Source organism: Ruegeria sp. CE8, from assembly GCF_056537465.1.
On the sequence record NZ_JBQFRP010000007.1, the window covers coordinates 179,939 to 201,714 of the forward strand.

The 21,776-nt window shown below is 57.9% G+C and carries 21 protein-coding genes; 15 read left to right on the forward strand and 6 right to left on the reverse strand.

From position 1 onward, the window contains the following. Nucleotides 1-2 precede the first annotated feature (2 nt). The 8 genes from ACR0AA_RS13575 to ACR0AA_RS13610 all read left to right on the forward strand — a co-directional run bounded on the left by ACR0AA_RS13575 (nt 3) and on the right by ACR0AA_RS13610 (nt 7,193). The gene (locus ACR0AA_RS13575) at nt 3-866 is read left to right on the forward strand and encodes a UPF0280 family protein (RefSeq protein ID WP_480664601.1); all 864 of its coding nucleotides are present in this window, start codon (nt 3-5) and stop codon (nt 864-866) included. Further along, the gene (locus ACR0AA_RS13580) at nt 859-1,440 is read left to right on the forward strand and encodes an amino acid synthesis family protein (protein WP_480664602.1); all 582 of its coding nucleotides are present in this window, start codon (nt 859-861) and stop codon (nt 1,438-1,440) included. The genes ACR0AA_RS13575 and ACR0AA_RS13580 overlap by 8 nt, the downstream gene beginning before the upstream one ends. Then, nucleotides 1,437-2,018 (forward strand): amino acid synthesis family protein, encoded by a 582-nt coding sequence (locus ACR0AA_RS13585; RefSeq protein ID WP_480664603.1) that lies wholly within the window; start codon nt 1,437-1,439, stop codon nt 2,016-2,018. The genes ACR0AA_RS13580 and ACR0AA_RS13585 overlap by 4 nt, the downstream gene beginning before the upstream one ends. 88 nt (nt 2,019-2,106) lie before the next feature. Beyond that, complete coding sequence (locus ACR0AA_RS13590) at nt 2,107-3,321, forward strand: ABC transporter substrate-binding protein (RefSeq protein WP_480664604.1); 1,215 nt, start codon at nt 2,107-2,109, stop codon at nt 3,319-3,321. 67 nt (nt 3,322-3,388) lie between these two features. Further along, on the forward strand, nt 3,389-5,233 hold the full coding sequence (locus tag ACR0AA_RS13595) for an ABC transporter permease (protein ID WP_480756233.1): 1,845 nt from the start codon (nt 3,389-3,391) through the stop codon (nt 5,231-5,233). Beyond that, nucleotides 5,230-6,003, forward strand: a complete 774-nt coding sequence (locus ACR0AA_RS13600; protein ID WP_480664606.1) for an ABC transporter ATP-binding protein — start codon at nt 5,230-5,232, stop codon at nt 6,001-6,003. The genes ACR0AA_RS13595 and ACR0AA_RS13600 overlap by 4 nt, the downstream gene beginning before the upstream one ends. Beyond that, complete coding sequence (locus ACR0AA_RS13605; protein ID WP_480664607.1) at nt 5,996-6,697, forward strand: ABC transporter ATP-binding protein; 702 nt, start codon at nt 5,996-5,998, stop codon at nt 6,695-6,697. Before ACR0AA_RS13600 ends, ACR0AA_RS13605 begins: the two co-directional genes overlap by 8 nt. Nucleotides 6,698-6,767: 70 nt before the next feature. Beyond that, on the forward strand, nt 6,768-7,193 hold the full coding sequence (locus ACR0AA_RS13610) for a MarR family winged helix-turn-helix transcriptional regulator (RefSeq protein ID WP_480664608.1): 426 nt from the start codon (nt 6,768-6,770) through the stop codon (nt 7,191-7,193). Here the strand turns inward: ACR0AA_RS13610 and ACR0AA_RS13615 are convergent. Both ACR0AA_RS13615 and ACR0AA_RS13620 read right to left on the reverse strand, forming a co-directional pair. Beyond that, entirely contained in the window at nt 7,188-8,300 is a 1,113-nt protein-coding gene (locus ACR0AA_RS13615) for a CaiB/BaiF CoA transferase family protein (RefSeq protein ID WP_480756234.1), read from the reverse strand. The genes ACR0AA_RS13610 and ACR0AA_RS13615 overlap by 6 nt on opposite strands. Before the next feature lie 69 nt (nt 8,301-8,369). Beyond that, nucleotides 8,370-9,536 (reverse strand): amidohydrolase family protein, encoded by a 1,167-nt coding sequence (locus ACR0AA_RS13620; protein ID WP_480664610.1) that lies wholly within the window; start codon nt 9,534-9,536, stop codon nt 8,370-8,372. Between the two features lie 158 nt (nt 9,537-9,694). Between ACR0AA_RS13620 and fdxA the strand changes: the two genes are divergently transcribed. Both fdxA and ACR0AA_RS13630 read left to right on the forward strand, forming a co-directional pair. Beyond that, entirely contained in the window at nt 9,695-10,024 is a 330-nt protein-coding gene (fdxA, locus tag ACR0AA_RS13625) for a ferredoxin FdxA (RefSeq protein WP_480756235.1), read from the forward strand. Between the two features lie 9 nt (nt 10,025-10,033). After that, on the forward strand, nt 10,034-10,840 hold the full coding sequence (locus ACR0AA_RS13630) for a ferredoxin--NADP reductase (RefSeq protein WP_480756236.1): 807 nt from the start codon (nt 10,034-10,036) through the stop codon (nt 10,838-10,840). Between the two features lie 76 nt (nt 10,841-10,916). Here the strand turns inward: ACR0AA_RS13630 and ACR0AA_RS13635 are convergent, their stop codons facing one another. Both ACR0AA_RS13635 and ACR0AA_RS13640 read right to left on the reverse strand, forming a co-directional pair. Further along, nucleotides 10,917-11,687, reverse strand: a complete 771-nt coding sequence (locus tag ACR0AA_RS13635) for a crotonase/enoyl-CoA hydratase family protein (protein WP_480756237.1) — start codon at nt 11,685-11,687, stop codon at nt 10,917-10,919. Nucleotides 11,688-11,696: 9 nt separating this feature from the next. After that, nucleotides 11,697-12,458, reverse strand: a complete 762-nt coding sequence (locus tag ACR0AA_RS13640; protein WP_480756238.1) for an SDR family NAD(P)-dependent oxidoreductase — start codon at nt 12,456-12,458, stop codon at nt 11,697-11,699. A gap of 198 nt (nt 12,459-12,656) precedes the next feature. Here ACR0AA_RS13640 and ACR0AA_RS13645 point away from each other — a divergent pair, with 198 nt between their 5' ends. The 5 genes from ACR0AA_RS13645 (at nt 12,657) to ACR0AA_RS13665 (ending at nt 18,554) form a co-directional block, all read left to right on the forward strand. After that, nucleotides 12,657-14,501: a feruloyl-CoA synthase gene (locus ACR0AA_RS13645; RefSeq protein WP_480756239.1), complete on the forward strand. Its 1,845-nt coding sequence runs from the start codon at nt 12,657-12,659 to the stop codon at nt 14,499-14,501. Continuing rightward, complete coding sequence (locus ACR0AA_RS13650; protein ID WP_480756240.1) at nt 14,498-16,126, forward strand: acyl-CoA dehydrogenase family protein; 1,629 nt, start codon at nt 14,498-14,500, stop codon at nt 16,124-16,126. The genes ACR0AA_RS13645 and ACR0AA_RS13650 overlap by 4 nt, the downstream gene beginning before the upstream one ends. Nucleotides 16,127-16,142: 16 nt before the next feature. Next, entirely contained in the window at nt 16,143-16,556 is a 414-nt protein-coding gene (locus ACR0AA_RS13655; protein WP_239338412.1) for a Zn-ribbon domain-containing OB-fold protein, read from the forward strand. Between the two features lie 10 nt (nt 16,557-16,566). Further along, nucleotides 16,567-17,715: an acetyl-CoA acetyltransferase gene (locus ACR0AA_RS13660; RefSeq protein WP_480756241.1), complete on the forward strand. Its 1,149-nt coding sequence runs from the start codon at nt 16,567-16,569 to the stop codon at nt 17,713-17,715. A 353-nt stretch (nt 17,716-18,068) separates the two neighbouring features. Further along, nucleotides 18,069-18,554, forward strand: a complete 486-nt coding sequence (locus ACR0AA_RS13665; protein ID WP_480756242.1) for an N-acetyltransferase family protein — start codon at nt 18,069-18,071, stop codon at nt 18,552-18,554. 165 nt (nt 18,555-18,719) lie between these two features. Here the strand turns inward: ACR0AA_RS13665 and ACR0AA_RS13670 are convergent, their stop codons facing one another. Further along, nucleotides 18,720-19,826, reverse strand: a complete 1,107-nt coding sequence (locus ACR0AA_RS13670; protein ID WP_480756243.1) for an LLM class flavin-dependent oxidoreductase — start codon at nt 19,824-19,826, stop codon at nt 18,720-18,722. A gap of 170 nt (nt 19,827-19,996) precedes the next feature. Further along, entirely contained in the window at nt 19,997-21,766 is a 1,770-nt protein-coding gene (locus ACR0AA_RS13675) for an acyl-CoA dehydrogenase family protein (protein ID WP_480756244.1), read from the reverse strand. Nucleotides 21,767-21,776 lie beyond the last annotated feature (10 nt).

Below are 21,776 nucleotides of genomic sequence, written 5' to 3' on the forward strand. Positions count from 1 at the left end.
AGATGCAGCCCGTGTCCGCCATATTACCCTGTGGTCGCAGATTGCACCTGCAACACGGCCCGATCGACCTTATAGTCGAGGCAGAGGGCGCGCGGGACATTGCTTTTGAAGCTGCGCGAACTCGGTTCCAGACCATCCTGCAGGGCTTGGTGGATGAACTTACGCTGTTGAAGACACCAATGACCCAAAATGGACCGCGACCTCAAGGGTTGGTAGCCCTGCGCATGGATGCGGCGGCACGTCCCCACTCAGACGTGTTCGTCACCCCTATGGCAGCCGTTGCCGGAGCCGTCGCCGACGAAATCCTGACCACTATACAACGGGCCACACCTTTGGATCGCGCCTCGGTCAACAACGGCGGCGATATCGCCCTGTATTTGGGACACGATCAGACTTTTCGCATCGCCATGAGCGGGCTCGACGGGCGCGATCTGGGCCGCATTGCCATCAGTGCAGCGGACGGCATCGGAGGCATTGCCACATCTGGTCGCGGCGGACGCAGCCTGAGCCTGGGCATTGCTGACAGCGTAACGGTGCTGGCACAAAATGCCGCGATGGCGGATGTGGCGGCGACGCTGATAGCCAACGCAGTGGACCTCCCAGGACATCCCGCAATTCGTCGCACGCCCGCCAATCAATTGAGCGACGACAGCGACTTGGGTGAAATGCTCATTCCAGTTTCCGTGGACCAACTCTCGCCGAAAGACACCCAAAATGCCCTGTTGCGCGGCCTAAACACTGCCAAACACATGCAAGCGCGGGGATTGATCACCGCCGCCCACCTGTCGCTTGGCCACCAATCCTGCCAAACCGGAGCATCCCGGTTGGTGACATCCTCCACTCAAAAGGTTCCTGAATATGCCTGAAGTTCAACTGCGTAAAAAACTGTTTTCGCTTGAAGAAATCTACCATGAAGGAGGACCTCTGTCCGACACGCCGCTGGTAAGGGTGGCGGCCCTGGCTGTGATCGCCAACCCGTTTGCAGGCCGGTATGAACCTGAGATTCAGGGCTTCATGGAAGATCTCAAACCGCTCGGACTGGAATTGGCGCAGACTCTGATCGACATGCTGGGCGGTCCGGAAAACGTCGAGGGTTACGGTAAGGGCTCATTGGTCGGCGAAGGCGGAGAGCTGGAGCACGGCGCGCTGTGGCATGCCCCCGGCGGTTATGCGATGCGGCAGCTGCTGGGCACGGCCAACGCCATTGTGCCATCGTCCAAGAAAGTCGGCGGCGTCGGGGCACGGCTGGACGTCCCAATTACACATATCAACGCCTCATACGTGCGCAGCCATTTCGACAGCATGGAGGTCGGCTGCAACGACGCCCCCCGCGCAAGCGAACTGGCTTTTGCACTGGTCATGACAACCGGTCCACGCGTGCATTCACGCTCGGGCGGGCTTGAGGCCTGGGATATCAAAGGAGAGGACGGGTTAAGATGACAAAGATCCGCAAGATCGCAGTCAATGTCGAGGAAACACATATCGAGGCAGGTCGTCAGATCTCGCCCGCGACGCGTAAGGCCGTAGCGGTTGCAGTGATCGAAAACCCCTTTGCCGGTCAATATGTTGAGGACCTGACACCGTTGATGGACACCGGTGCAGAGCTGGGGGCCCTGCTGGGCCGCCGCTGTGTCGAAGCGCTTAACATCACGCCAGAACAGGCTGAAAGTTATGGCAAATCAGCCATGGTCGGAGAGAATGGCGAGCTGGAACATGCGGCAGCAATTCTGCACCCAAAACTGGGCGCGCCGCTGCGCAAAGAGGTAGAGAAAGGAGCCGCGCTGGTGCCCTCATCGAAAAAGATGGGCAGCCCCGGACAAGTGCTCGACGTGCCCTTGGGGCACAAGGACGCGGCCTATGTCCGCAGCCATTTCGACGGGATTGAAGTGCAATTGAACGACGCGCCCCGCGCAAATGAAATCATGGTGGCCGTGGCGGTCACAGACAGCGGTCGACCACTGCCGCGCGTGGGTGGGCTGACAAGCGCGGAGGCAGAAGGCAAAGACGGGTTGCGCTAAATGCTGCAACTGCACTGTAAAGGGCTGACAATACATTAAGAAGCCAGGATAACTGGCCGTGAACAATGATCATTGGGAGGAAGTTGACATGAATCTGATCAGACGCACGGTACTGGGCGCGCTTGCCGCGTTGCCCCTGGCCGGTTTGACGGCCGGGTCCAGCCTGGCTCAGGACACGATCGTGTTGGGTGAGGTGAACAGTTACACCCGCCTGCCCGCATTTACCGAGCCTTACAAAAAAGGCTGGCAGTTGGCAGTCGAACAGATCAACGCCGCAGGCGGGATCAACGGCAAACAGCTTGAGGTGATCAGCCGCGACGATACCGGCGACCCGGCGACGGCGATCCGCATCGCCGAAGAGCTGGTCTCGAAGGACGGGGCCGTTCTGATCTTTGGCACGTTCCTTTCCAATATCGGTCTGGCGGTTTCCGATTTCGCCAAGCAGAAGAAGGTCCTGTTCCTCGCCTCCGAGCCTCTGTCCGACGCCATCGTCTGGTCGAAGGGCAATAAGTACACTTATCGCCTGCGCCCCTCGACCCATATGCAGGCTGCCATGCTGGCCGAACAGGCAGCCAAGCTGGACGCTGTGAAATGGGCTACGGTCGCGCCGAACTATGCCTACGGGCAGGATGCGGTGAAGGCGTTCAAGGCGGAACTGACTAAACTGCGTCCCGACGTGGAATTTGTCGAGGAACAGTGGCCGCCGGTCTTCAAGATTGACGCTGGTTCCACCGTTCGCGCGCTTGAGGCCGCGAAGCCTGATGCAATCTACAACGTCACCTTTGGTGGCGACCTCGCGAAATTCGTCCGTGAAGGTTCCCTGCGCTTCCTATTCGAAGATCGAGACGTAGCCTCGCTGCTGACGGGCGAGCCCGAGTATCTTGACCCTCTGGGAGCTGAAGCGCCCGAGGGTTGGATCGTCACCGGTTATCCCTCGACCGACATCGAAACGGACGACCACAAAGCGTTTGCGGATGCCTATATCGAGAAGTTCGGCGAAGCGCCCAAAACAGGTTCGATCGTCGGCTACAACTCGATCTTGGCCATTGCCGCAGCGCTGGAAAAGGCGGGTTCCACGGATACCGACGCTCTGCTGGCGGCAATGGAGGGCTTGTCCGTCGAGAACAGCCCGACCGGCCCCTTCACCTTCCGCGCCGCTGACCACCAGTCCACAATGGGGGCTTATGTCGGCAAGACCGGCATGGTTGACGGAAAACCGTCCATGGTCGACTGGGCCTATGCAGACGGGGCGGATTACCTTCCCAGCGAAGATGAAGCAGCGGCCTTGCGTCCGGCAGAATAAACCGGTTCTGGCGGGGCAATACCTGCCCCGCCCCACAATAAGAACACAAACAAGGGACGGTGGCCCGATGGGGTTCTATTTTGCACAGCTATTGACTGGATTGGCGAACGCTTCCTCGCTGTTTCTGATAGCGTCCGGGCTTTCGATCATCTTCGGCGTCACGCGGATCGTGAATTTTGCGCACGGTTCATTCTATATGGTGGGCGCTTACCTCGCCTACACGCTGGTCACGCTCTGGAGCGGCAGTATTCTGGGCTTTTGGGTCAGCGTCATTCTGGCCGCCATGATCGTCGGGCTGATCGGCCTGTTGATCGAATTGACCATCCTTCGGCGCATCTATCACGCGCCCGAGCTGTTCCAACTGGTTGCCACTTTCGGCGTCGTCCTGATCTTTCAGGATGCGACATTGGCAATCTGGGGTGCCGAAGATCTATTGGGCCCCCGGGCACCGGGCCTGAATAGTGCAGTCCGGATCATGGGCGAACCGATCCCTGAATATGACCTCGCCCTGATCGCGATCGGCCCGGTCGTCTTGTTGGCTATATGGCTTCTGTTTCACAAAACCCGCTGGGGTGTTCTGGTGCGCGCAGCCACGCAAGATCGTGAAATGGTCGGAGCACTTGGCGTCAATCAAGCCTGGCTGTTTTCGGCCGCCTTTGTATTGGGATCTTTCCTGGCCGGCCTGGGCGGAGCGCTGCAAATACCGCGTGAGGCTGTGTCTCTGCAAATGGACCTGTCAATCATCGGCGAGGCGTTCGTCGTGGTGGTAATCGGCGGCATGGGAAGCGTCTCCGGCGCGTTTGCAGCCGCGGTTCTGATCTCGGTCCTGAACGCATTTGCCATCCTTATTTTCCCGCAGATATCGATCGTCTTGCCGTTTGTCATCATGGCCATTGTCCTGATCTTCCGCCCTCATGGCCTGTTCGGCAAACCCGGCAGCGAAAAGGGTGCACCGGAAGAGCCGGACCAGCCGCTAAAGCTTATGGATCAGAAATCCACGATGGTATTGGTGGCTGCACTCGGCGTATTGGCGCTGAGCCCGGTGTTCACTGCGGATTTCACCACCGTCCTCATGGTGGATGTGATGGTGGCCACCTTGTTTGCCGTGTCGCTGCATTTCATGATGGGAATTGGGGGCATGGTCAGTTTCGGGCATGCCGCTTACTTCGGTGTCGGGGCGTATGGGGCTGCAATGGCCGTTAAGTTTCTTGGTCTGGGAATGATCCCGGCCATGATCTTCGGACCGATCTGCGCAGTTTTTGCGGCCCTGTTCTTTGGCTGGTTCTGCGTGCGCCTGTCAGGCGTCTACCTCGCCATGCTGACACTGGCTGCTGCTCAGATTTTGTGGGGCGTCACCTTCCAGTGGCAGGAGTTTGCAGGCGGGGACGATGGCATCCTTGGCGTCTGGCCCGCGAAATGGGCGAGCGCGGACAAGGTGTATTTCTACATCGCTTTCGTCCTGTGTATTGGTGGTATCTGTGCTCTGCGACGTGTTGCGTTCTCGCCCTTTGGCTACACCCTGCGCGGCATTCGCGACAGCCAGACCCGAGCCGAAGCCATCGGGGTCGATACCCGGTTCCACCAGTGGATGGGCTTTGTGCTGGCGGGCGGTTTCGCTGGCCTCGCCGGCGTCGTCTTTGCCTTTTCCAAAGGCAGCGTCTTCCCCGACAGCCTAGGCATCGCACTCAGCATCGATGGCCTGATCATGGTCCTGCTGGGCGGCATTCATGCGCTGGCAGGGCCGATCTTTGGTGCAGGCGCATTTGTGCTGATCGAAGATTGGGTTACGCGGCTGGACTATTGGCGCTTTATCTTTGGCGCGATTATTCTGGTCGTTGTTCTGCTGGCGCCTGACGGCATCGCGGGCGGTGTCCAACGCCTGATGCGCGGGCTGAAAGGAGGTCGGGCATGACCAATGTTCTCGAAGTCCGCAACCTGTCCAAGTCCTTCGGCGGCGTACAAGCGGTAAAGGATGTCAACTTCGACCTCAAAGAAGGCGAATTCCTCGCCCTGATCGGCCCGAACGGTGCAGGAAAAACAACCTGTTTTAACATGTTGAACGGCTATCTTAAACCAAATACGGGATCAGTGTCCCTACGCGGACAGGCGCTGATCGGCCACCCTCCGCGCAAGATCTGGCGGATGGGCGTGGGCAGAACGTTCCAGATTACGGCGACATTTCTGTCGATGACCGTTGTCGAGAACGTGCAGATGGCGCTGATCTCGCACCACCGGAGGGTGTTCGATCTGTTCTCGCGTGCGACGCGCTTGTACGTGGACGAGGCGATGGCGTTGCTGGAGCTGGTATCAATGCAGGATCAAGCGGGGCGAGCCTGTTCCGAACTTGCCTATGGCGACCTCAAGCGGCTGGAGCTGGCGATTGCACTCGCCCATGAACCTGCCTTGTTGCTGATGGATGAACCAACGGCGGGCATGGCCCCGTCCGAGCGCCTTTCCCTTATGGCCCTGACCGCTGAGATCGTGGCCAAGGGGGGCGTCAGCGTGGTATTCACCGAACATGACATGGATGTTGTCTTTGCCCATGCCCACCGCATTCTGGTCCTGAACCGGGGGGAGTTGATCGCCGAAGGCACCGGGTCGGAAATCCGCACCAACCCGCTGGTGCAAGAGGTGTATCTCGGCGGGGGGACCGTCTTTGAAGCGGAGAGCGTCCATGCTTGATGTTACGAACCTTGGGGCTTGGTATGGCCGCGCGCAGATCCTCAATGGTGTTTCGCTAAGCGTCGGCGAAAACGAGGTGGTCGCGCTGATGGGCCGGAATGGTGCAGGCAAGTCGACCACCATGAAATCCATCATGGGATTGGTGCGTCACATTGATGGCGGCATTAGGTATGGGGACCATGACATTCAGGGCAGTACGCCCCACGCCATCTGCCGTGCCGGCGTGGGCTATGTTCCCGAAGACCGCCGGATTTTTGGAGATCTGACGATCGAGGAAAACCTCGAAGTGGGTCGCAGGGCACCACGCCCCGATGCCCCCGAGTGGACGCAGGAGCACTTGTTCGAACTATTTCCAAACCTTGCAGAACGCCGCAAAAACCTGGGTAAGCAGTTGTCCGGCGGGGAGCAACAAATGCTGACCATCGCTCGCACTCTGATGGGTAATCCAAAACTTGTCCTGCTGGACGAGCCGTCAGAAGGGATCGCGCCCGTCATCGTCGAACAAATGGCCCGTGTCATCGCCGAACTGAAACGCGAAGGGCTGTCGGTTCTGATCAGCGAACAGAATCTGCATTTCGCGCGGATCGTCTCGGATCGCGCCTACATCATCGAAAAGGGGGAAATGCGGTTCGAGGGCAGCTTCAAAGACCTCGATGAAAATCCAGAAATTTCAAACACCTACCTTGCGGTGTAATATGTTAATCTTGTGAGGGTCGTGGCTTTGTTTATTATAGCACAAACAATTGAATCAGGCAGGGACCGTCATGACGGAATCCATTGAAAACTACGCGCTGGACGAGCAGGTTGGCTATTTGTTGCGACTGGCCAACCAACGCCACGCGTCGATTTTCCAGTCGCATACGTTGGAAGGATTAACGCCTACACAGTTTGCAGCGCTGATCCGCATCGCCGAACTGGGTAAATGCTCACAAAACCGGCTGGGGCGGCTGGCGGCGATGGACGTGGCAACGATCAAGGGAGTCGTCGACCGGCTGCGTCAGAAAGGGCTGACGATCATCGAGCCTGACCCGGACGACAAGCGGCGAACACTGATTTCCCTGTCCCCTGAAGGCGAGGCCTTGGTCGCGCGAATGAAGGACATCGGCCAGAAGATCACCAACGAAACCCTCAAGCCGCTGACCGCAGCCGAGCAGCGCAATCTGATCCGGATTCTGCGCAAGATCTCATGATCTGACTGGTCGTTTGGCCGAGGCTTTTTCCAGTTGCAATTCAGACCGCGAGAACCGGATTGGCGTGCGCAAACCAGGCACACCCTCAGGGGTGATCTGCATCCCGCGATGTTGGATCTGCGGATCATTCAACGCCTCTTGCACGGAATTGATAGGACCACCTGGCACACCATGTTTTTCAAGGGCCGATAACAGATCGGTTTTTGGCCATCCGAGGCAGGCTTGCGTCAGAGCTTCGGCCAGAACGGTGCGGTTTGCGACCCGGTCCGCATTCGACAAGAAACGTGCGTCATCAATCAATTCCGGCAAGTCAAGTATTCCGCAAAGACTTGCAAATTGCCGGTCATTTCCACAGGCAATGATGATGTGACCATCCGCCACCGGAAACACCTGATACGGTACGATGTTGGGATGCGCATTCCCCAAACGCGTCGGACACTGGCCCGAGGCAAGATAGTTCATCGCCTGATTGGCCAGAACACCGGTCATGCAATCCAGCAGGCTCAGATCCACATGCTGGCCAAGGCCAGAGCGTTCCCGTTCAGCCAGTGCAGCCTGAATACCGATCACCCCATAAAGGCCAGTAAAGATATCGGCAAATGCGACACCGATCTTTTGCGGCTCTCCCTCTGGGTCGCCGGTCAGGTCCATAATGCCGCTCATGCCTTGTATCAGAAAATCATAACCGGCCCGATGGGCATAGGGCCCGTCCTGCCCGAACCCGGTGACCGAAGCATAAACCAGCCGAGGGTTGATCTGCTTGACGCTGTCATAGTCCAGACCAAATTTTTTCAGTCCGCCGACTTTGAAGTTTTCGATCAGAACATCCGCATCCCGGATCAGTTTTAGCAACTGATCCCTGTCGCCCTCTTCCCGGAAATCCAGCGCAATGCTGTCTTTTCCCCGGTTTGCTGAATGAAAATAGGCAGCAGTTTTGTCACCATCACGCTCAATGAACGGCGGTCCCCATTTGCGGGTGTCATCTCCGTCCGGACTTTCGACCTTGAGCACTTCGCCCCCCAGATCGGCCAACGTCTGTCCGATCCATGGCCCGGCCAGAATCCGCGCCAGCTCAATCACTTTCAAACCTTGCAATGGTGTGCTCATAGCCTGAACCTTTCAAAAAAATCCCCAGAGGTTCAAGACCTCCGGGGGAACTACTGGGAGTATTTCGTGTTAGCTGACGACTTGTGGCAACCGAGTGGCAGGCGGGGTGTTTCGGCTGCGCTCCGAACGCACGATGCCATCGATGATCGTCATTCCAACGCCCGGCAGATTGCCCAGTTGCACGGATTCGAGAATGTTCTTGCCCGGTGCGTGCTGCGCCTGATCCATCAGGACAAAATCGGCACAATACCCTTTCTCAATCAAGCCCGTGCCCAGTTCGCGTTGCCGCGACGTGTTGCCATTACCAAAGCAGAACGCAATCTCGGCTGGGACATTGCCCAGGGACGACAACATCGCGACCATCCGCATGATGCCCAGCGGTTGCACACCTGACCCTGCGGGGCCGTCGGTGCCCAGAATAATCCGGTCCATCTGTTTTAGTTCGCGCGCGGTGTTCAGCGTCAGGAGGGCTGCGCGTTCGTTCCCGTTGTGCACGATTTCCAATCCTGCGGTGCAGCTTTCGCACAGACACACGATCTGATCGTCGGGCAGTGCGGAATGACCGCCATTGATGTGCCCGATAACGTCTGTTCCTGTTTCCAGCACCATATCCGCATCAATCAGGCCAGAACCGGGAATAGAAGGACCGCCGGTATGGATTGTGGATTGAATTCCATATTTCCGCGCCCAGTCGACCATCTGCTTCGCGGTCTTTCCGTCCTTGACAGTACCCAGGCCGACCTCACCCAGCAGCGTGACGCCGGCATCAGCCATCTCCTTGAAGTCTTCCTCGACCATGCCGTGTTCGATCACTGGGGCACCGGCATGAACCTTAACGCCCGAAGGGCGGAAGTTCTCGTACCAACGCTGTGCGGCAATCGCCATCGCCTTGAGACCTACAACATCCTTGGGCCGCCCTGGCATGTGCACCTCTCCGGCGGAAATCAGAGTGGTCACGCCACCGTGCAGCGTCGAGTCGATCCAGTGAAGCTGTTGTTGGCGCGGGGTATAATCCCCCACCACCGGATGAATATGGCTGTCGATCAAGCCCGGTGCCAGCGTGACGCCATTGGCGTCCACCACCGTTTCCGCGCCTTCGGTGTCCAGGTCTTTTTCATAACCCCACTCGGAAATCTTGCCGTCGACTGCGATCAGGCAATCTGCCTCCAGAATCGGCTCCTCCATCTTGCCTGACAACATGAGCCCGATGTTTCTGATGACCAGTTTTTCTGCCATTCCGCCCTCCCGATACGTTCCGGATATCGTTAGCACACTAACTTGTTTCGATATTTGGTCAAGAGCTGAACGTTTGAAATATTCGTTAGTATAGAAACGTATTGACAGCCGAGAAAATCTCATAGTACTCATTCGTATACTAACAATTAGGCGACCACATGACCTACGTCGTTACCGAAAACTGTATCAACTGCAAATTTACTGACTGTGTGGAGGTCTGCCCCGTGGACTGTTTCTACGAGGGTGAAAACACACTGGTCATTCATCCCGACGAATGCATCGACTGCGGCGTCTGCGAACCGGAATGCCCGGCCGACGCAATCCGCCCGGACACCGAGGACGGGATGGGAAAGTGGGTCGAGCTAAACGGAAAGTTTGCCGAAACCTGGCCCGTAATCACCGAAAAGAAAGATCCCCTGCCTGACGCTGACGAATGGAACGGCAAGGAAGGTAAGCTGGCGCATTTTTCAGAAGTCCCGGCAGAATAGGAGACCAAAATGTCATTGGACACCTCACCCAAAACTGAGTTTCCCGTTCCGGCGGGCGTCTTCGCCCAAACCGTGACTGAAGTGAAGCACTACACCGATCGGCTGTTTAAGTTCCGCATCACGCGTCCTGCTTCGTTCCGGTTCCGATCTGGTGAATTCGTCATGATCGGCCTGCCCAACGCGGAAAAGCCCGTGTTCCGCGCCTATTCCATCGCATCGCCTAGTTGGGATGAAGAGATCGAGTTCTACTCGATCAAGGTTCCCGGCGGCCCACTGACCGAACACCTGCAGAAAATCCGCGAAGGCGACACGATTTTGATGCGCAAAAAGCCCACCGGCACATTGGTCAATGACGCCCTGTTGCCGGGCAAACGACTGTGGATGTTCTCGACTGGCACCGGCATTGCACCTTTTGCGTCGCTGATCCGCGGCCCCGAAACCTATGAGAAGTTCGACGAAGTGATCCTGACTCATACCTGCCGCGAAAAAGGTGAGCTGGACTATGGCAAGGACCTTGTCGCAGCGCTCAAATCTGATCCGCTGGTTGGCGAGCTGGCACAGAATTTGCGGCACTATTGCACCCTGACGCGTGAGGACTATCCGTTCAAAGGCCGGATCACCGATCTGATGGCATCCGGCAAAGTGTTCGATGATCTGGGCCTACCGCCGATCTCACCTGAAACGGATCGCGGGATGATCTGCGGCTCGATGGCGATGCTGCAGGATACTAAAGCCGCGCTCGAAGGGTTCGGGCTTGAAGAAGGCGCAAACAACAAACCCGCTACTTTCGTGGTCGAACGCGCCTTCGTGGATTGACCAACCGGGGCATTGCCCCGCCCGACACCGGGATCCGGTGAAACGCTCTCACACCGGATTCCGCGTGTCTTGGGACTTACTGATTGTCCCGCTTTCCTGTCTTGTTTAGAAACGCCTCCATCCCTGCCCGCGCCTCGGGAGAGGATTGGGCAATTGCCGCCGCCAGGCTTTCGGTAAAGAAGCCATCGCTGGCCGACATGTCGTTAATGCGCGTGATCGCTTGCATCATCATGTAATTGGATAACGGAGCGTTCTCGGTCACGCGTCGGGCCAGTTCCATCGCCTTGTCGAACACAGTTCCGTCCGGCTCAACATAATGCGCCAGCCCCAACTGCAAGCCTTCGTCCGAGCCATAGCGGCGACCCGTCAGCATCATCTCCATCATCCGGCTGGCCCCGATGATCCGGCCAACACGAACGGTTGCGCCCCCGCCGACAAAAATCGCTCGGCGTCCCTCGGGCAGTTCATAAAACGTACGCCGCTGTGACACCCGAATGTGTGCGGTCATGGCAAGCTCCATCCCGCCGCCCAGGACACCGCCGTTCATTGCGGCGACGACTGGCACCCGGCCATACTCGATCTTGTCGAAGATCCGATGCCACAGGCGGCATTCGTGCATCGCCCCCGCCGCATCGCGCATCGAATGCTCTAACAGGTCTAACCCGGCGCAGAAATGCTGGCCCGAACTGCGGATCACGACCGCGCCGACCCCATCCGGCAGAGTGTCGAAATAGTGCTCAATCTCGAACAGCAGCCCGTGATTGATCGCATTGAACTTGGCGGGCCGATCCAGCGTCAGAATTCCGATCGCGCCGTCTGTTTCTGAGGTTATATGTGTGTAGTCCATAGCAAAGCCTTACTTGGGTTCCAGACGGATCGCGCCGTCCAAACGCACGCATTCTCCGTTCAGCATGGTGTTTTCGATCATATGCCCCGCCAGCCGCGCGAATTCCGCAGGCTGCCCAAGACGCGGGGGAAAGGGAACCTTGGCACCCAAACTGTCTTGAACCTCTTGCGGCAGCAAATCCATCATCGGAGTCGAGAAAATGCCCGGAGCTATTGCCATCACCCGCACCCCCGAGCGTGCGAATTCCCGCGCGGCTGGCAGGGTCAGGCTAGCCACACCACCTTTTGATGCTGAATAGGCCGCCTGTCCGATCTGCCCCTCAAATGCCGCCGCTGATGCAGTGTTTATGATGATGCCCTTCTCGTTATCCTCGAGCGGTTCGTTCCGCATCATCCTTTCAGCAGCTAAACGCATGACGTTGAATGTGCCAATCAGGTTGATCTGAACGGTTCGTGCAAATGCTTCAAGCGAGGCCGGGCCGTCGCGCCCGACGATCCGCTCTCCGTGAGTGACCCCAGCGCAGTTGACGACGATGCGCGGCGAACCATTCGCGGCAATCGTGGCGTCCAACGCTTCCGTCACCTCGCCCTCGCTTGTCACATCGCAAGGCGCGGCAACGGCGCCAAGATAGGCGGCCGCCTCCTCCAGTTTGTCCCCCGGCAAGTCGAACAGCGCAACTTCCGCCCCGCGCGATGCAAGATACTCCGCAGTGGCATATCCCAATCCCGAAGCACCCCCCGTCACGATTGCAGATACGTTTTCGATTCTCATTTCCTGTCTCCATGTGCAGTTCGGGCGCAGTGACGCAACGAAATCAGGCCGCAAACTTGCGAGAATTCCTGCCGCATCTTACCCCTCAGATTCACCATTAGTGAACGATCAATAATACATTTGCATACTAACAAATTTTTGGATAGCCTGATTTTTATAAGCCGCACCGTCAGTGACCGGGTGACAGAGGGAGGACAGATGAACATTTCGGCCCAGCAAAGCGACGAAACCGCAATGCGATCAGAAAAATTCGCGCCAGCTAGGGTATTGCGCGAAGATTTGGGCGAAGGTGCCTTTGTGCTGCGCAGTCCATACCCGCTGCAAATAGCCGTTCAGTGCGCCTCTGAATACCTGGAACGCTGGGCTGAAACGACGCCAGATCACCTGTTTCTGGCAGAGCGCGGCGCGGGCGGAAACTGGATCGGCGTTACCTATGCCGAAGCCTTGGCGCAAGCCCAAGCATTGGCTTCGTTTCTTCTGAATAAGGGCCTGAGCAAAGACCGCCCGCTGTTGATTCTGTCGGGCAATTCTGTTCGCCATGGCCTGCTGATGCTGGCAGCGATGCACGTGGGTATACCCGTCGTGCCCATCTCTGTCCCTTACTCACTGTTCGACGAGTCGCTGGCCAAATTGCGCCACATCGTCCAGACCACCAATCCCGGCATGGCCTATGCCGACGATGCCGAAAGCTTTGCCCGGGCATTTGAATTTCTCGCTTCGGAAGGCATCGAACAGCTGTCGGACAACGGCGCGCTGACCTTTGAGCACGCACTGGAAACCGATACGGACGCACAGGTTGCCGAAGCGCGGGCCAAAGTGGGTCATGACACGATGGCCAAGATCCTGTTCACCTCGGGCTCGACCGGGTTGCCCAAAGGGGTCATAGTCACGCAACGCATGATGTTGGCCACGCAAGAAGCGGTGGTACAGATTTGGCCGTTTCTGGAAAATGCCCCGCCGATAGTGGTGGATTGGCTGCCCTGGAACCACACGTTCGGCGGCAATTTCAACTTCAACATGATCCTGCGCAATGGCGGCAGTTTCTATGTCGATGATGGCAAACCGGTACCGGGCGAGATTGAAAAGTCGATCCGCAATATGCGCGACGTCTCTCCGACCCTGTTCTTCAACGTCCCACGCGGTTTTGACATGCTGTTGCCCGTCCTGCGCGAGGATGCCGCCTTTCGCAGTGCCTTTTTCAAACGGCTCGACCTAATCTTTTTCTCGGGTGCCGGACTGCCGGATCACCTTTGGGAAGGCCTCGAACAGTTGGGGGTTCAGGAACGGGGTGAGACAATTCCGTTTGTCAGCGCCTGGGGCCTGACTGAGGCGATGATGGCAACGTGCGTGCACTTCCCCATAGACAAGGCAGGCGTGATCGGAGTGCCGGGGCCCGGATCCGAGCTAAAGTTTCTGCCCAATGGCGGCAAAATGGAAATGCGGGTGCGTGGTCCGCATGTGACAACCGGCTACCTAAACAACCCAGAAAAAACCGCCGAGGCCTTCGATGACGAGGGGTACTTCCTGACCGGTGACGCGGGACGGCTGCAAGACCCCCAAGACCCCTCGAAGGGCATCGTTTTCGACGGGCGCATTTCTGAGAATTTCAAGCTGATGACGGGCACCTGGGTCGCTGTCGGCAATCTGCGCGTGGCCTTGTTGCAGGCGCTCAGCCCGATTGCCTCGGACGCCGTTATCACCGGCCATGACCGGACCGAGATTGGCGCATTGGTGTTTCTCAACGCGGATGAGTGTAAGGCCCTGATCGGGCGTGATGACACTCTGGCAGGTTATGCAGACGATCCCGCAGTACGCGCCTTCATCGCCGAACGGCTGGTTGCATATAACGCCGGGCAAACCGGAAGCGCCACGCGGATCAAACGGGTTCGGATTGAGCGCGACGCCCCCTCGGTCGAGAAAAACGAAATCACAGACAAAGGTTACATCAATCAACGCCTTGCGCTGGAGCTGCGCGCCGAGGCGGTGACAGCGCTCTATGGCGGGGCAGAAGATGTAATCGTATCCGGAAAGGCCAAATCGTGATCGACTATACTGCCTCAGAGGCCGAAATTGCCTTTGTCCTGAAACACATCGGTCAGCCGGAACGCCTGCCGGGTTGGAGCGACGATCTGGCCGAAGCCGTGATCTTCACACTCGGCCGGTTTATCAACGCCGAGATCGCCCCGCTGGACAAAATTGGCGAAGAACAAGGCGCACGGCTGGAAAATGGCCGGGTGCGGATGCCGCCGGGCATGGTTGCGGCCTACAAACGCTATGCCGATGCCGGATGGCCCGGTCTTTGCGCCCCCGAAGAGTATGGCGGGCAAGAGCAGCCACACGTTCTGGGTGCGGTACTGGCGGATATGCTGGCTGGTGCGTGCATTTCCTATGAAATGGTGCTGAGCCTGGCCCAGGGCTGTATCCGAACGGTAAATGCCTCAGGCAATGAGGATCAAAAAGCACGTCTTTTGCCGCCGCTGATCTCGGGTGAATGGATGGCTTCGATGTGTTTGACCGAGCCGGATGCCGGATCGGATCTGGGCCAGATCAAGACCTTGGCGACGCCGGACGAGAATAGTTACACGCTCAGCGGCAACAAGATTTTCATCTCGGGCGGCGATCATGACTACACCGACAACGTTCTGCACCTGGTCCTGGCCCGTACACAGGGCGCAGCACCGGGGGTACGAGGCCTGAGCTTATTTGCCTGCCCCGCCGTTTTGCGGGACGGTACTCGCAACCACGTCCAAACCGTTAGAATAGAAGAGAAGATGGGGATGCACGCTTCGCCCACCTGCCAGATGGCCTTTGATGGCGCGCAGGCCGAATTGCTGGGTGAAGAGGGCAAGGGCCTTGCCGCCATGTTCACCATGATGAATGCCGAGCGTCTGGACGTGGCCCTTCAGGCTGTGGGTCAGATGGATGTGGCTTTTCAACGCGCCCGGATCCATGCTGCGGGGCGCCGCCAGGGCACAACGACAGAAGGCATTGCACGGATTACCGAACACGGTGATGTCCAGCGGATGTTGTTGGATATCTATGCCTACACGATGGGGTGCCGGGCGATGGTCTATCGCACCTTTGTCGACATGGATCTGGGCGCCGATCAGGGCCTGCTGGATATACTCACCCCGACCTGCAAGGCGTTTGCGACCGACGCCGTCAATGCAGCCTCAAGTCAGGCTGTGCAAATCCACGGTGGCTACGGGTTCTGTAAAGAGTACCGCGTGGAACAAATCATGCGCGACAGCCGTATCATGGCGATCTACGAGGGCACCAATGGCGTTCTGGCCACAGGTATTGCCCGCCGCGCCATCCGGACGAACAACGGCGCAGCTGCGGACGCTTTTGCCGAACTGGTTTCAACTGGCCCTGGCTCGATGGAACTGGCCGACGCAATCGACGCCTGGAAAGCGGCCACTCAGGCAATGCAGACGTGCGCTGACATTGGGCCTTCGGTCTCGGACTATATGCGCCTGACCGGGCTGGTTTACTTTGGACGGGTCTGGGCCGATCTTGAAGCCGCCGCAGAAGACGCCCCAGAACCCGAATTGTTGCGCGCAGCAGCCGCGCATGTCCGCGCCCGTATCCTGCCCGAAGCCGGGCTGCTGCGCCACCGCATCCTCAATCCTGAACCCACACATTCTGCGGCGATCTTTGCTGCCTGAAAACCAAGGACGACGAATGACTGACTTTACCCTCCCCGAAGCCAGCCCGCAGGCCGACGCGGCGTTCCGCGCAGGACTTGCGGCGGGCAAATTTCTGATCCAACGCTCCAAAACAACAGGCGAGTATAACTTCTACCCACGCGCCCTGTCGCCCACCACAGGCGCAGATGATCTGGAATGGGTCGAGGCCAGCGGCAAGGGCACCGTCTATGCCTCGACGATCATTCGCCGCCCAGAGAAATTCGGCGGAGACATCAACAATGTGCTGATCGATCTGGACGAAGGCCCGCGGATGTTCAGCCGCATCGTCGATGTGGACAACGAAGCGATCACCATCGGCATGAAAGTGCAGGCCGTGGTGATGACACCCGATTTCGGACCCAACGCAAAATCCGGTGAACCGGCTGTGTTTTTCAAGCCCGCGGAATAAGGAAACAAACATGGCACATGCACTTCGCGGTAAATCCGCAATCGTCGGCAAAGGCTATTGGGGCTTGGGCAAAACACCCAATACCTCACCCATGGAGCTGATAGCCAAAGCCACACAGAATGCGCTGACTGACGCCGGCATGGACCTGTCCGAAATCGACGGCGTCTGCGGCGGCACCTTCTACCACTTCTTCCCCACCCTCTCGATTGCCGAGTATCTTGGGATCAAACCAACTTGGGCAAACTCGGACATGGTTGGGGGGTCGTCCTTCATGTCCTATCTGGTCGAAGCGACGATGGCGATACAGGCGGGCCTGTGTAGGAACGTTCTGATTTGCTATGGATCGAACGCGAAATCTGCGCGTGATCTCAATGGCCTGATCGAAACTCCGCAATGGGAACGCGCCTATGAGCCGATGGTTCCGGTGCCGGGGTATGCCTTTACCGCGCAGCGCTACATGCACGAGTTCAACGTGCCTAAGGAACATTTTGGGCACGTCGCCATTTCCGCCCGGAAATGGGCGCAACTGAACCCTGACGCCACGATGCGATCCGATCTGACGATGGAGGAATACCTGAACTCACCGATGGTGGCCGATCCTCTGGCCGTTCTGGATTGCTGCCTGATGTCCGACGGCGGGGCCGCGATCATCGTCACTTCGGCCGATCGCGCCAAGGACTATCAGGAAAAACCCGCTTATTTCCTGGGTGGCGGCAACGCGATTTCGCATCGCGAGATCAGCCAAGCCGCGACACTGACCACGACTTGCGCCGCAGAAAGCTCGAAACGTGCCTTTGAAATGGCCGGAATCTCCACCAAGGACGTGGACGTGGTTGAACTCTATGACGCCTTCACCATCAACACGCTGCTGTTCCTCGAAGACATGGGCTTTGTGAAAAAGGGGGAGGCCGGAGCCTTTGTCGCCGATGGCAACATCGCACCGGGCGGGTCGCTGCCGGTCAACACCAATGGCGGTGGTCTCAGCTGTGTTCACCCGGGCATGTATGGTCTGTTCTGCCTGATCGAGGCTGCAACCCAGATCAGGGGCGACGGCGGAGACCGTCAGATCAACAACGTGAACATTGCCATCGCGCATGGCAATGGCGGGACATTCTCGAACGAGTTCACCACCGTTCTGGGCAGCGAGGCTGCGCTTTAAGCTACAAGGCTATGGTGTCGAAACGACGCTGCTGGTTTCAACGAAGCAACGACCGCATAACCTACGGCAACCCGCTACAAAAATGGCGGGTTGTTTTATGGGGACAAACGCAAAAACGCCGCCACATACCCACTGTCCGAGCCTGATGCTTAGCCGGTTTTGGGTAGTCGTCGGTGCGTAATAGTAAGCCGCCATTGACAAACACACGGATGAATATGCAAAAAAGCGGTATGACCGACAACAACACCAAGTTCAGGACGTATTACGGCCGCCTCGACTGAGCGCGGTGAACTTCTTTTTTGCCGCCGTATGGTGGCACAGATGTTGGCTCCTGCGGCGGATGGGGGCCTCAGATGACACGAAACTTCCTTCCATTTCGCACCAGTTTCGGAGTGATACGGGCCGCGCGACCTGCGGATATCGAACGCATTTGCCAAATGGTCAGACAGTTGGCCGCACATCATGGTGATACCCCAACCCTTACAAGGGAAGATCTCGCTCGTGACCTGTTCGGTGAACAGCCTTGGATCACGATCCTTGTCGCTGAGATGGGCGGCAAGCTGATTGGATACGCGGCGATGTGCGGATTGATCAGGTTACAGTTTGGGGCTCGGGGAATGGACTTGCATCATCTGTTCACCGAGGCGGACTTTCGGGGTCGCGGCGTGGGGCAGAGCCTAATCGAAGCCTGCAAGCTCGAAGCGACGGCACTGTCATGCCGCTACTTGGCGGTCGGCACCCATCCGGACAACCATGAAGCTCAGACGTTCTATACGTCACTTGGGTTCGAACGCAGAGATGCACATCCACCGCGTTTCTTTATCCAAATTGCCCCGTGATTGTCTGAGTTGCGCTCGAAATGGTCATCGGGCAATTAGGATACCTGCGAACGTGGCAAAACAGGCGGCGCAAAGGGTAACGAAAGCGCAGACTATAGGCCAATGGCTACTAAACAAGGGCCAGAGAACCCGCCCCTGTTTCTCTAATCAGACCATATCCGGCGATCAGGAAAACGCCTTGATCACCTCGGCGTAGTTGTCGAGCATCTCAAGCTCTTCTTCCTGAGTGAAGTATCCGACGTGGTGCCAGACCACGAACTCCTCGGTACCGTACTTCTCTTTCAGCGCGCCGACCTGATCGATTACCTGATTGACTGTGCCTTTCCAGACGCGGCCCATGGGTACGTGATAGGGCGGCGCGTTGTAGGCAAAATTGAATAGCTCTTCGAAGTCACGGTAATGCTGTTCCGCCTGTGCTTCGGTTGTACCGATTGTCAGGTGGCCGCCCAATACCAGCGTGTTTCCTACGGTCAGATCGGTATGGCCGTGATGATGCGCCTCTTTCAGATAGATCGGCATGGTCATGTCCATGAACTCGTCCCTGGACACGAACGAGACCAGCTTGGCACCTTCCTTGGCCCAGAACTTGGCCGTTTCCATGGACCACGAGAACGGCACGTAGAGCGGCGGGAAATCGCGCCCGTCGGTCCGTTTGCGAGGACGCGGGACAATGCCCATCTTGCGCAAAGTACCGTTGTCGTCGACCGCGCCTTCGCCGCCAAATTTTGCGGTCGGGGGGAAGGGCCATGTGATATTGTCAGCCGGGATGTTCCAGAACTCGCCATGATGGCTGAACGTTTCATTGGTCCAGGCTTTTTTCACAACGGCCCAGCTTTCTTCCATCAGCCGGCGGTTCCGGGCATCTTCCTTGGACCGGTCGGATTGAGTGGTGGTGATGTCGAGATGCTGTGCCAGCGTATTCAGCCAGCGCGGCGTGTTGCCTCGGACAAAGCCACAGAACAAACGCCCACCGGACATGTGGTCGATCATTGCCATATCCTCGGCCAAACGCATTGGATGGTGGGCCGTCAGCGCCATACCCACCTGCCCCACCATCAGGTTCTTTGTATTCGCCGCGATGTGCATGTTCCACAGTAGCGGATTGGTTGTGGTCTCGATCCCTTCGACCTGAAAATGATGCTCGGTCATACAAAAGCCCGCATAACCGTTTTCGTCGGCGAATTTCATCTGTTCGGTTGTCCGCTCCAACAGCGTTTCATACCGATCCGGATCCGACCCCGGCAGCACGACATCTTCGCCTTTTGAACGCATATAAGGTTGGACAAGGATATGGTTTTCATGGCTTTGCCTTAAGTTAGTTATCGTTCACTAACTTTTATTGCCCACCCTTACTGCCTGACTTGATTTGAATCAAACAACGCAAAAAGGGCGCCCTGTTTCCAGAACGCCCTTCAGCGCCGCTGACTGTGAAGAAGGAGGAGTTACAGACAGCGATCAGCCCGACAAACAACGCCGGGTTCACCGGCTTGCATGATCATTTCGTGGCTAACCGCACGAGGCAGCGCGCGGGCCATGAAAGCGCGCGCTGCATCTACCCGATCCGCATAGTAGTCAGGCGACTGGTCGCCGAATGCAGCCTTTGCCACCCGGGCGATCCGCGCGGACATCCAGGCCGACAGGCTTAGCGCCACAATTTCCAAATAGTCGCATGCCCCAGACAGCACATCGCCTTGCGCCGCCCCCAACACCCAGTCGGTTGAACGACCAAGCCGTGTTGCCGCTTCACGCAAGTGGGACTCGACATCAGAGAGATCAGGGCTCAGTTTGCCCGCTTCATCCAACATGTCGGCGATCAGCCCCTTGATGACTGCACCATTGTCGCCGCGCACTTTACGCATGACAAGATCCCGAGCCTGAACGGCGTTTGTACCCTCGTAAATCTCGGTAATCCGAACGTCGCGCACCAATTGCTCAACGCCGTAATCCTTGATGAACCCATGACCGCCGTGCATCTGCACAGCCTCGTTCGCCATGCGCGAGCCCATGTCCGACAGATAGGATTTAATCACCGGGGTCAGCAGTGACAGCCGCGTATCTGCTTCTTCGCGCAGTTCAGGGTTGTCGCCACGATGCGCCGCATCCAGCAGACCCGCGCCAAAATAGGCCAATGCTCGGGCTGCGTCCATCTCACCCTGTGCGGTCAGCAGGCGACGGCGCACATCCGCATGGGCGATCAGCGGATCGGCGGGACCGCTTGGGTTCAGAGGTTCCCCATCCGCGCGGCCTTGGAGACGTTCATGGGCGTAAGCCGCTGCCGTCTGCACCGCAGCCTCGGCCACGCCCAACCCCTGCAAGCCAACCGACAGGCGCGCGGCGTTCATCATCACGAACATTGCGGCCAGACCTTTGCCTTCTTCACCGACGATCCAAGCCTTTGTGCCCTCAAAGGAAATGGCGCAAGTGGGTGAGCCGTGGATGCCCATTTTATTTTCGATCCCGGCTATGGTGATCGTATTGCGTTGATCCGTCGTGTTGTTGTCTGCGTCCAGCATGTATTTCGGCGCCAGAAACAGCGACAACCCACGCGGTCCCGGTTGAGCGCCTTCGACCCGGGCCAGGATCAGGTGGGCGACGTTTTCCGACATGTCGTGATCGCCCCAGGTGATGAAGATCTTGTTGCCGGTAATGGCGTAAGATCCATCGTCGCAGCGCACCGCCTTGGTCCGGGTCAGGCCCAGATCGGTGCCGCAATGCGGCTCGGTCAGGTTCATCGTCCCGGCCCAGTTGCCTGACGTCAGCTGCGGGCAATAGACCGCCTTCTGTTCGTCCGAGCCATAGGCCATCAAGGCCTCGACCACGCCGAAGTTCAACTCGTGGATCAGAGCGAATGCCAGATTGGTTCCGGCCATCCCCTCGCGCAACGCTGCATGAAGGACGAAGGGCAGTTGTTGGCCGCCGAACTCCTCCTCCAATGCCAGCGCGTTCCAACCGTCTTCGCAGAACACCTTATAGGCGTCGCTAAAACCAGGCGCGGCATAGACCTGACCGTCTTCAAGCCGCGCGCCGTGACTGTCCCCCGCCTCGTTACACGTTGCGAGGTTGTCACGCACGAACCCGTTGATCGCATCGACGACGGCAAAGAACGTGTCCTTGTCGCAATGCTCGTACCCCGGCAATGCGAGCGTCTTGTCGAGGTCCAGCACCTCGTCCAACAAAAAGGTAATGTCCCGCTGCGGGAGTTGATAGTCCATTCCTAGAATC

Bases quoted from the DNA above. Each gene is read 5' to 3' on its own strand.
- ACR0AA_RS13575 (WP_480664601.1), top strand. From the start codon at position 3: ATGCAGCCCGTGTCCGCCATATTACCCTGTGGTCGCAGATTGCACCTG.
- ACR0AA_RS13580 (WP_480664602.1), top strand. From the start codon at position 859: ATGCCTGAAGTTCAACTGCGTAAAAAACTGTTTTCGCTTGAAGAAATC.
- ACR0AA_RS13585 (WP_480664603.1), top strand. From the start codon at position 1,437: ATGACAAAGATCCGCAAGATCGCAGTCAATGTCGAGGAAACACATATC.
- ACR0AA_RS13590 (WP_480664604.1), top strand. From the start codon at position 2,107: ATGAATCTGATCAGACGCACGGTACTGGGCGCGCTTGCCGCGTTGCCC.
- ACR0AA_RS13595 (WP_480756233.1), top strand. From the start codon at position 3,389: ATGGGGTTCTATTTTGCACAGCTATTGACTGGATTGGCGAACGCTTCC.
- ACR0AA_RS13600 (WP_480664606.1), top strand. From the start codon at position 5,230: ATGACCAATGTTCTCGAAGTCCGCAACCTGTCCAAGTCCTTCGGCGGC.
- ACR0AA_RS13605 (WP_480664607.1), top strand. From the start codon at position 5,996: ATGCTTGATGTTACGAACCTTGGGGCTTGGTATGGCCGCGCGCAGATC.
- ACR0AA_RS13610 (WP_480664608.1), top strand. From the start codon at position 6,768: ATGACGGAATCCATTGAAAACTACGCGCTGGACGAGCAGGTTGGCTAT.
- ACR0AA_RS13615 (WP_480756234.1), bottom strand. From the start codon at position 8,300: ATGAGCACACCATTGCAAGGTTTGAAAGTGATTGAGCTGGCGCGGATT.
- ACR0AA_RS13620 (WP_480664610.1), bottom strand. From the start codon at position 9,536: ATGGCAGAAAAACTGGTCATCAGAAACATCGGGCTCATGTTGTCAGGC.
- fdxA (WP_480756235.1), top strand. From the start codon at position 9,695: ATGACCTACGTCGTTACCGAAAACTGTATCAACTGCAAATTTACTGAC.
- ACR0AA_RS13630 (WP_480756236.1), top strand. From the start codon at position 10,034: ATGTCATTGGACACCTCACCCAAAACTGAGTTTCCCGTTCCGGCGGGC.
- ACR0AA_RS13635 (WP_480756237.1), bottom strand. From the start codon at position 11,687: ATGGACTACACACATATAACCTCAGAAACAGACGGCGCGATCGGAATT.
- ACR0AA_RS13640 (WP_480756238.1), bottom strand. From the start codon at position 12,458: ATGAGAATCGAAAACGTATCTGCAATCGTGACGGGGGGTGCTTCGGGA.
- ACR0AA_RS13645 (WP_480756239.1), top strand. From the start codon at position 12,657: ATGAACATTTCGGCCCAGCAAAGCGACGAAACCGCAATGCGATCAGAA.
- ACR0AA_RS13655 (WP_239338412.1), top strand. From the start codon at position 16,143: ATGACTGACTTTACCCTCCCCGAAGCCAGCCCGCAGGCCGACGCGGCG.
- ACR0AA_RS13660 (WP_480756241.1), top strand. From the start codon at position 16,567: ATGGCACATGCACTTCGCGGTAAATCCGCAATCGTCGGCAAAGGCTAT.
- ACR0AA_RS13665 (WP_480756242.1), top strand. From the start codon at position 18,069: ATGACACGAAACTTCCTTCCATTTCGCACCAGTTTCGGAGTGATACGG.
- ACR0AA_RS13670 (WP_480756243.1), bottom strand. From the start codon at position 19,826: ATGCGTTCAAAAGGCGAAGATGTCGTGCTGCCGGGGTCGGATCCGGAT.
- ACR0AA_RS13675 (WP_480756244.1), bottom strand. From the start codon at position 21,766: ATGGACTATCAACTCCCGCAGCGGGACATTACCTTTTTGTTGGACGAG.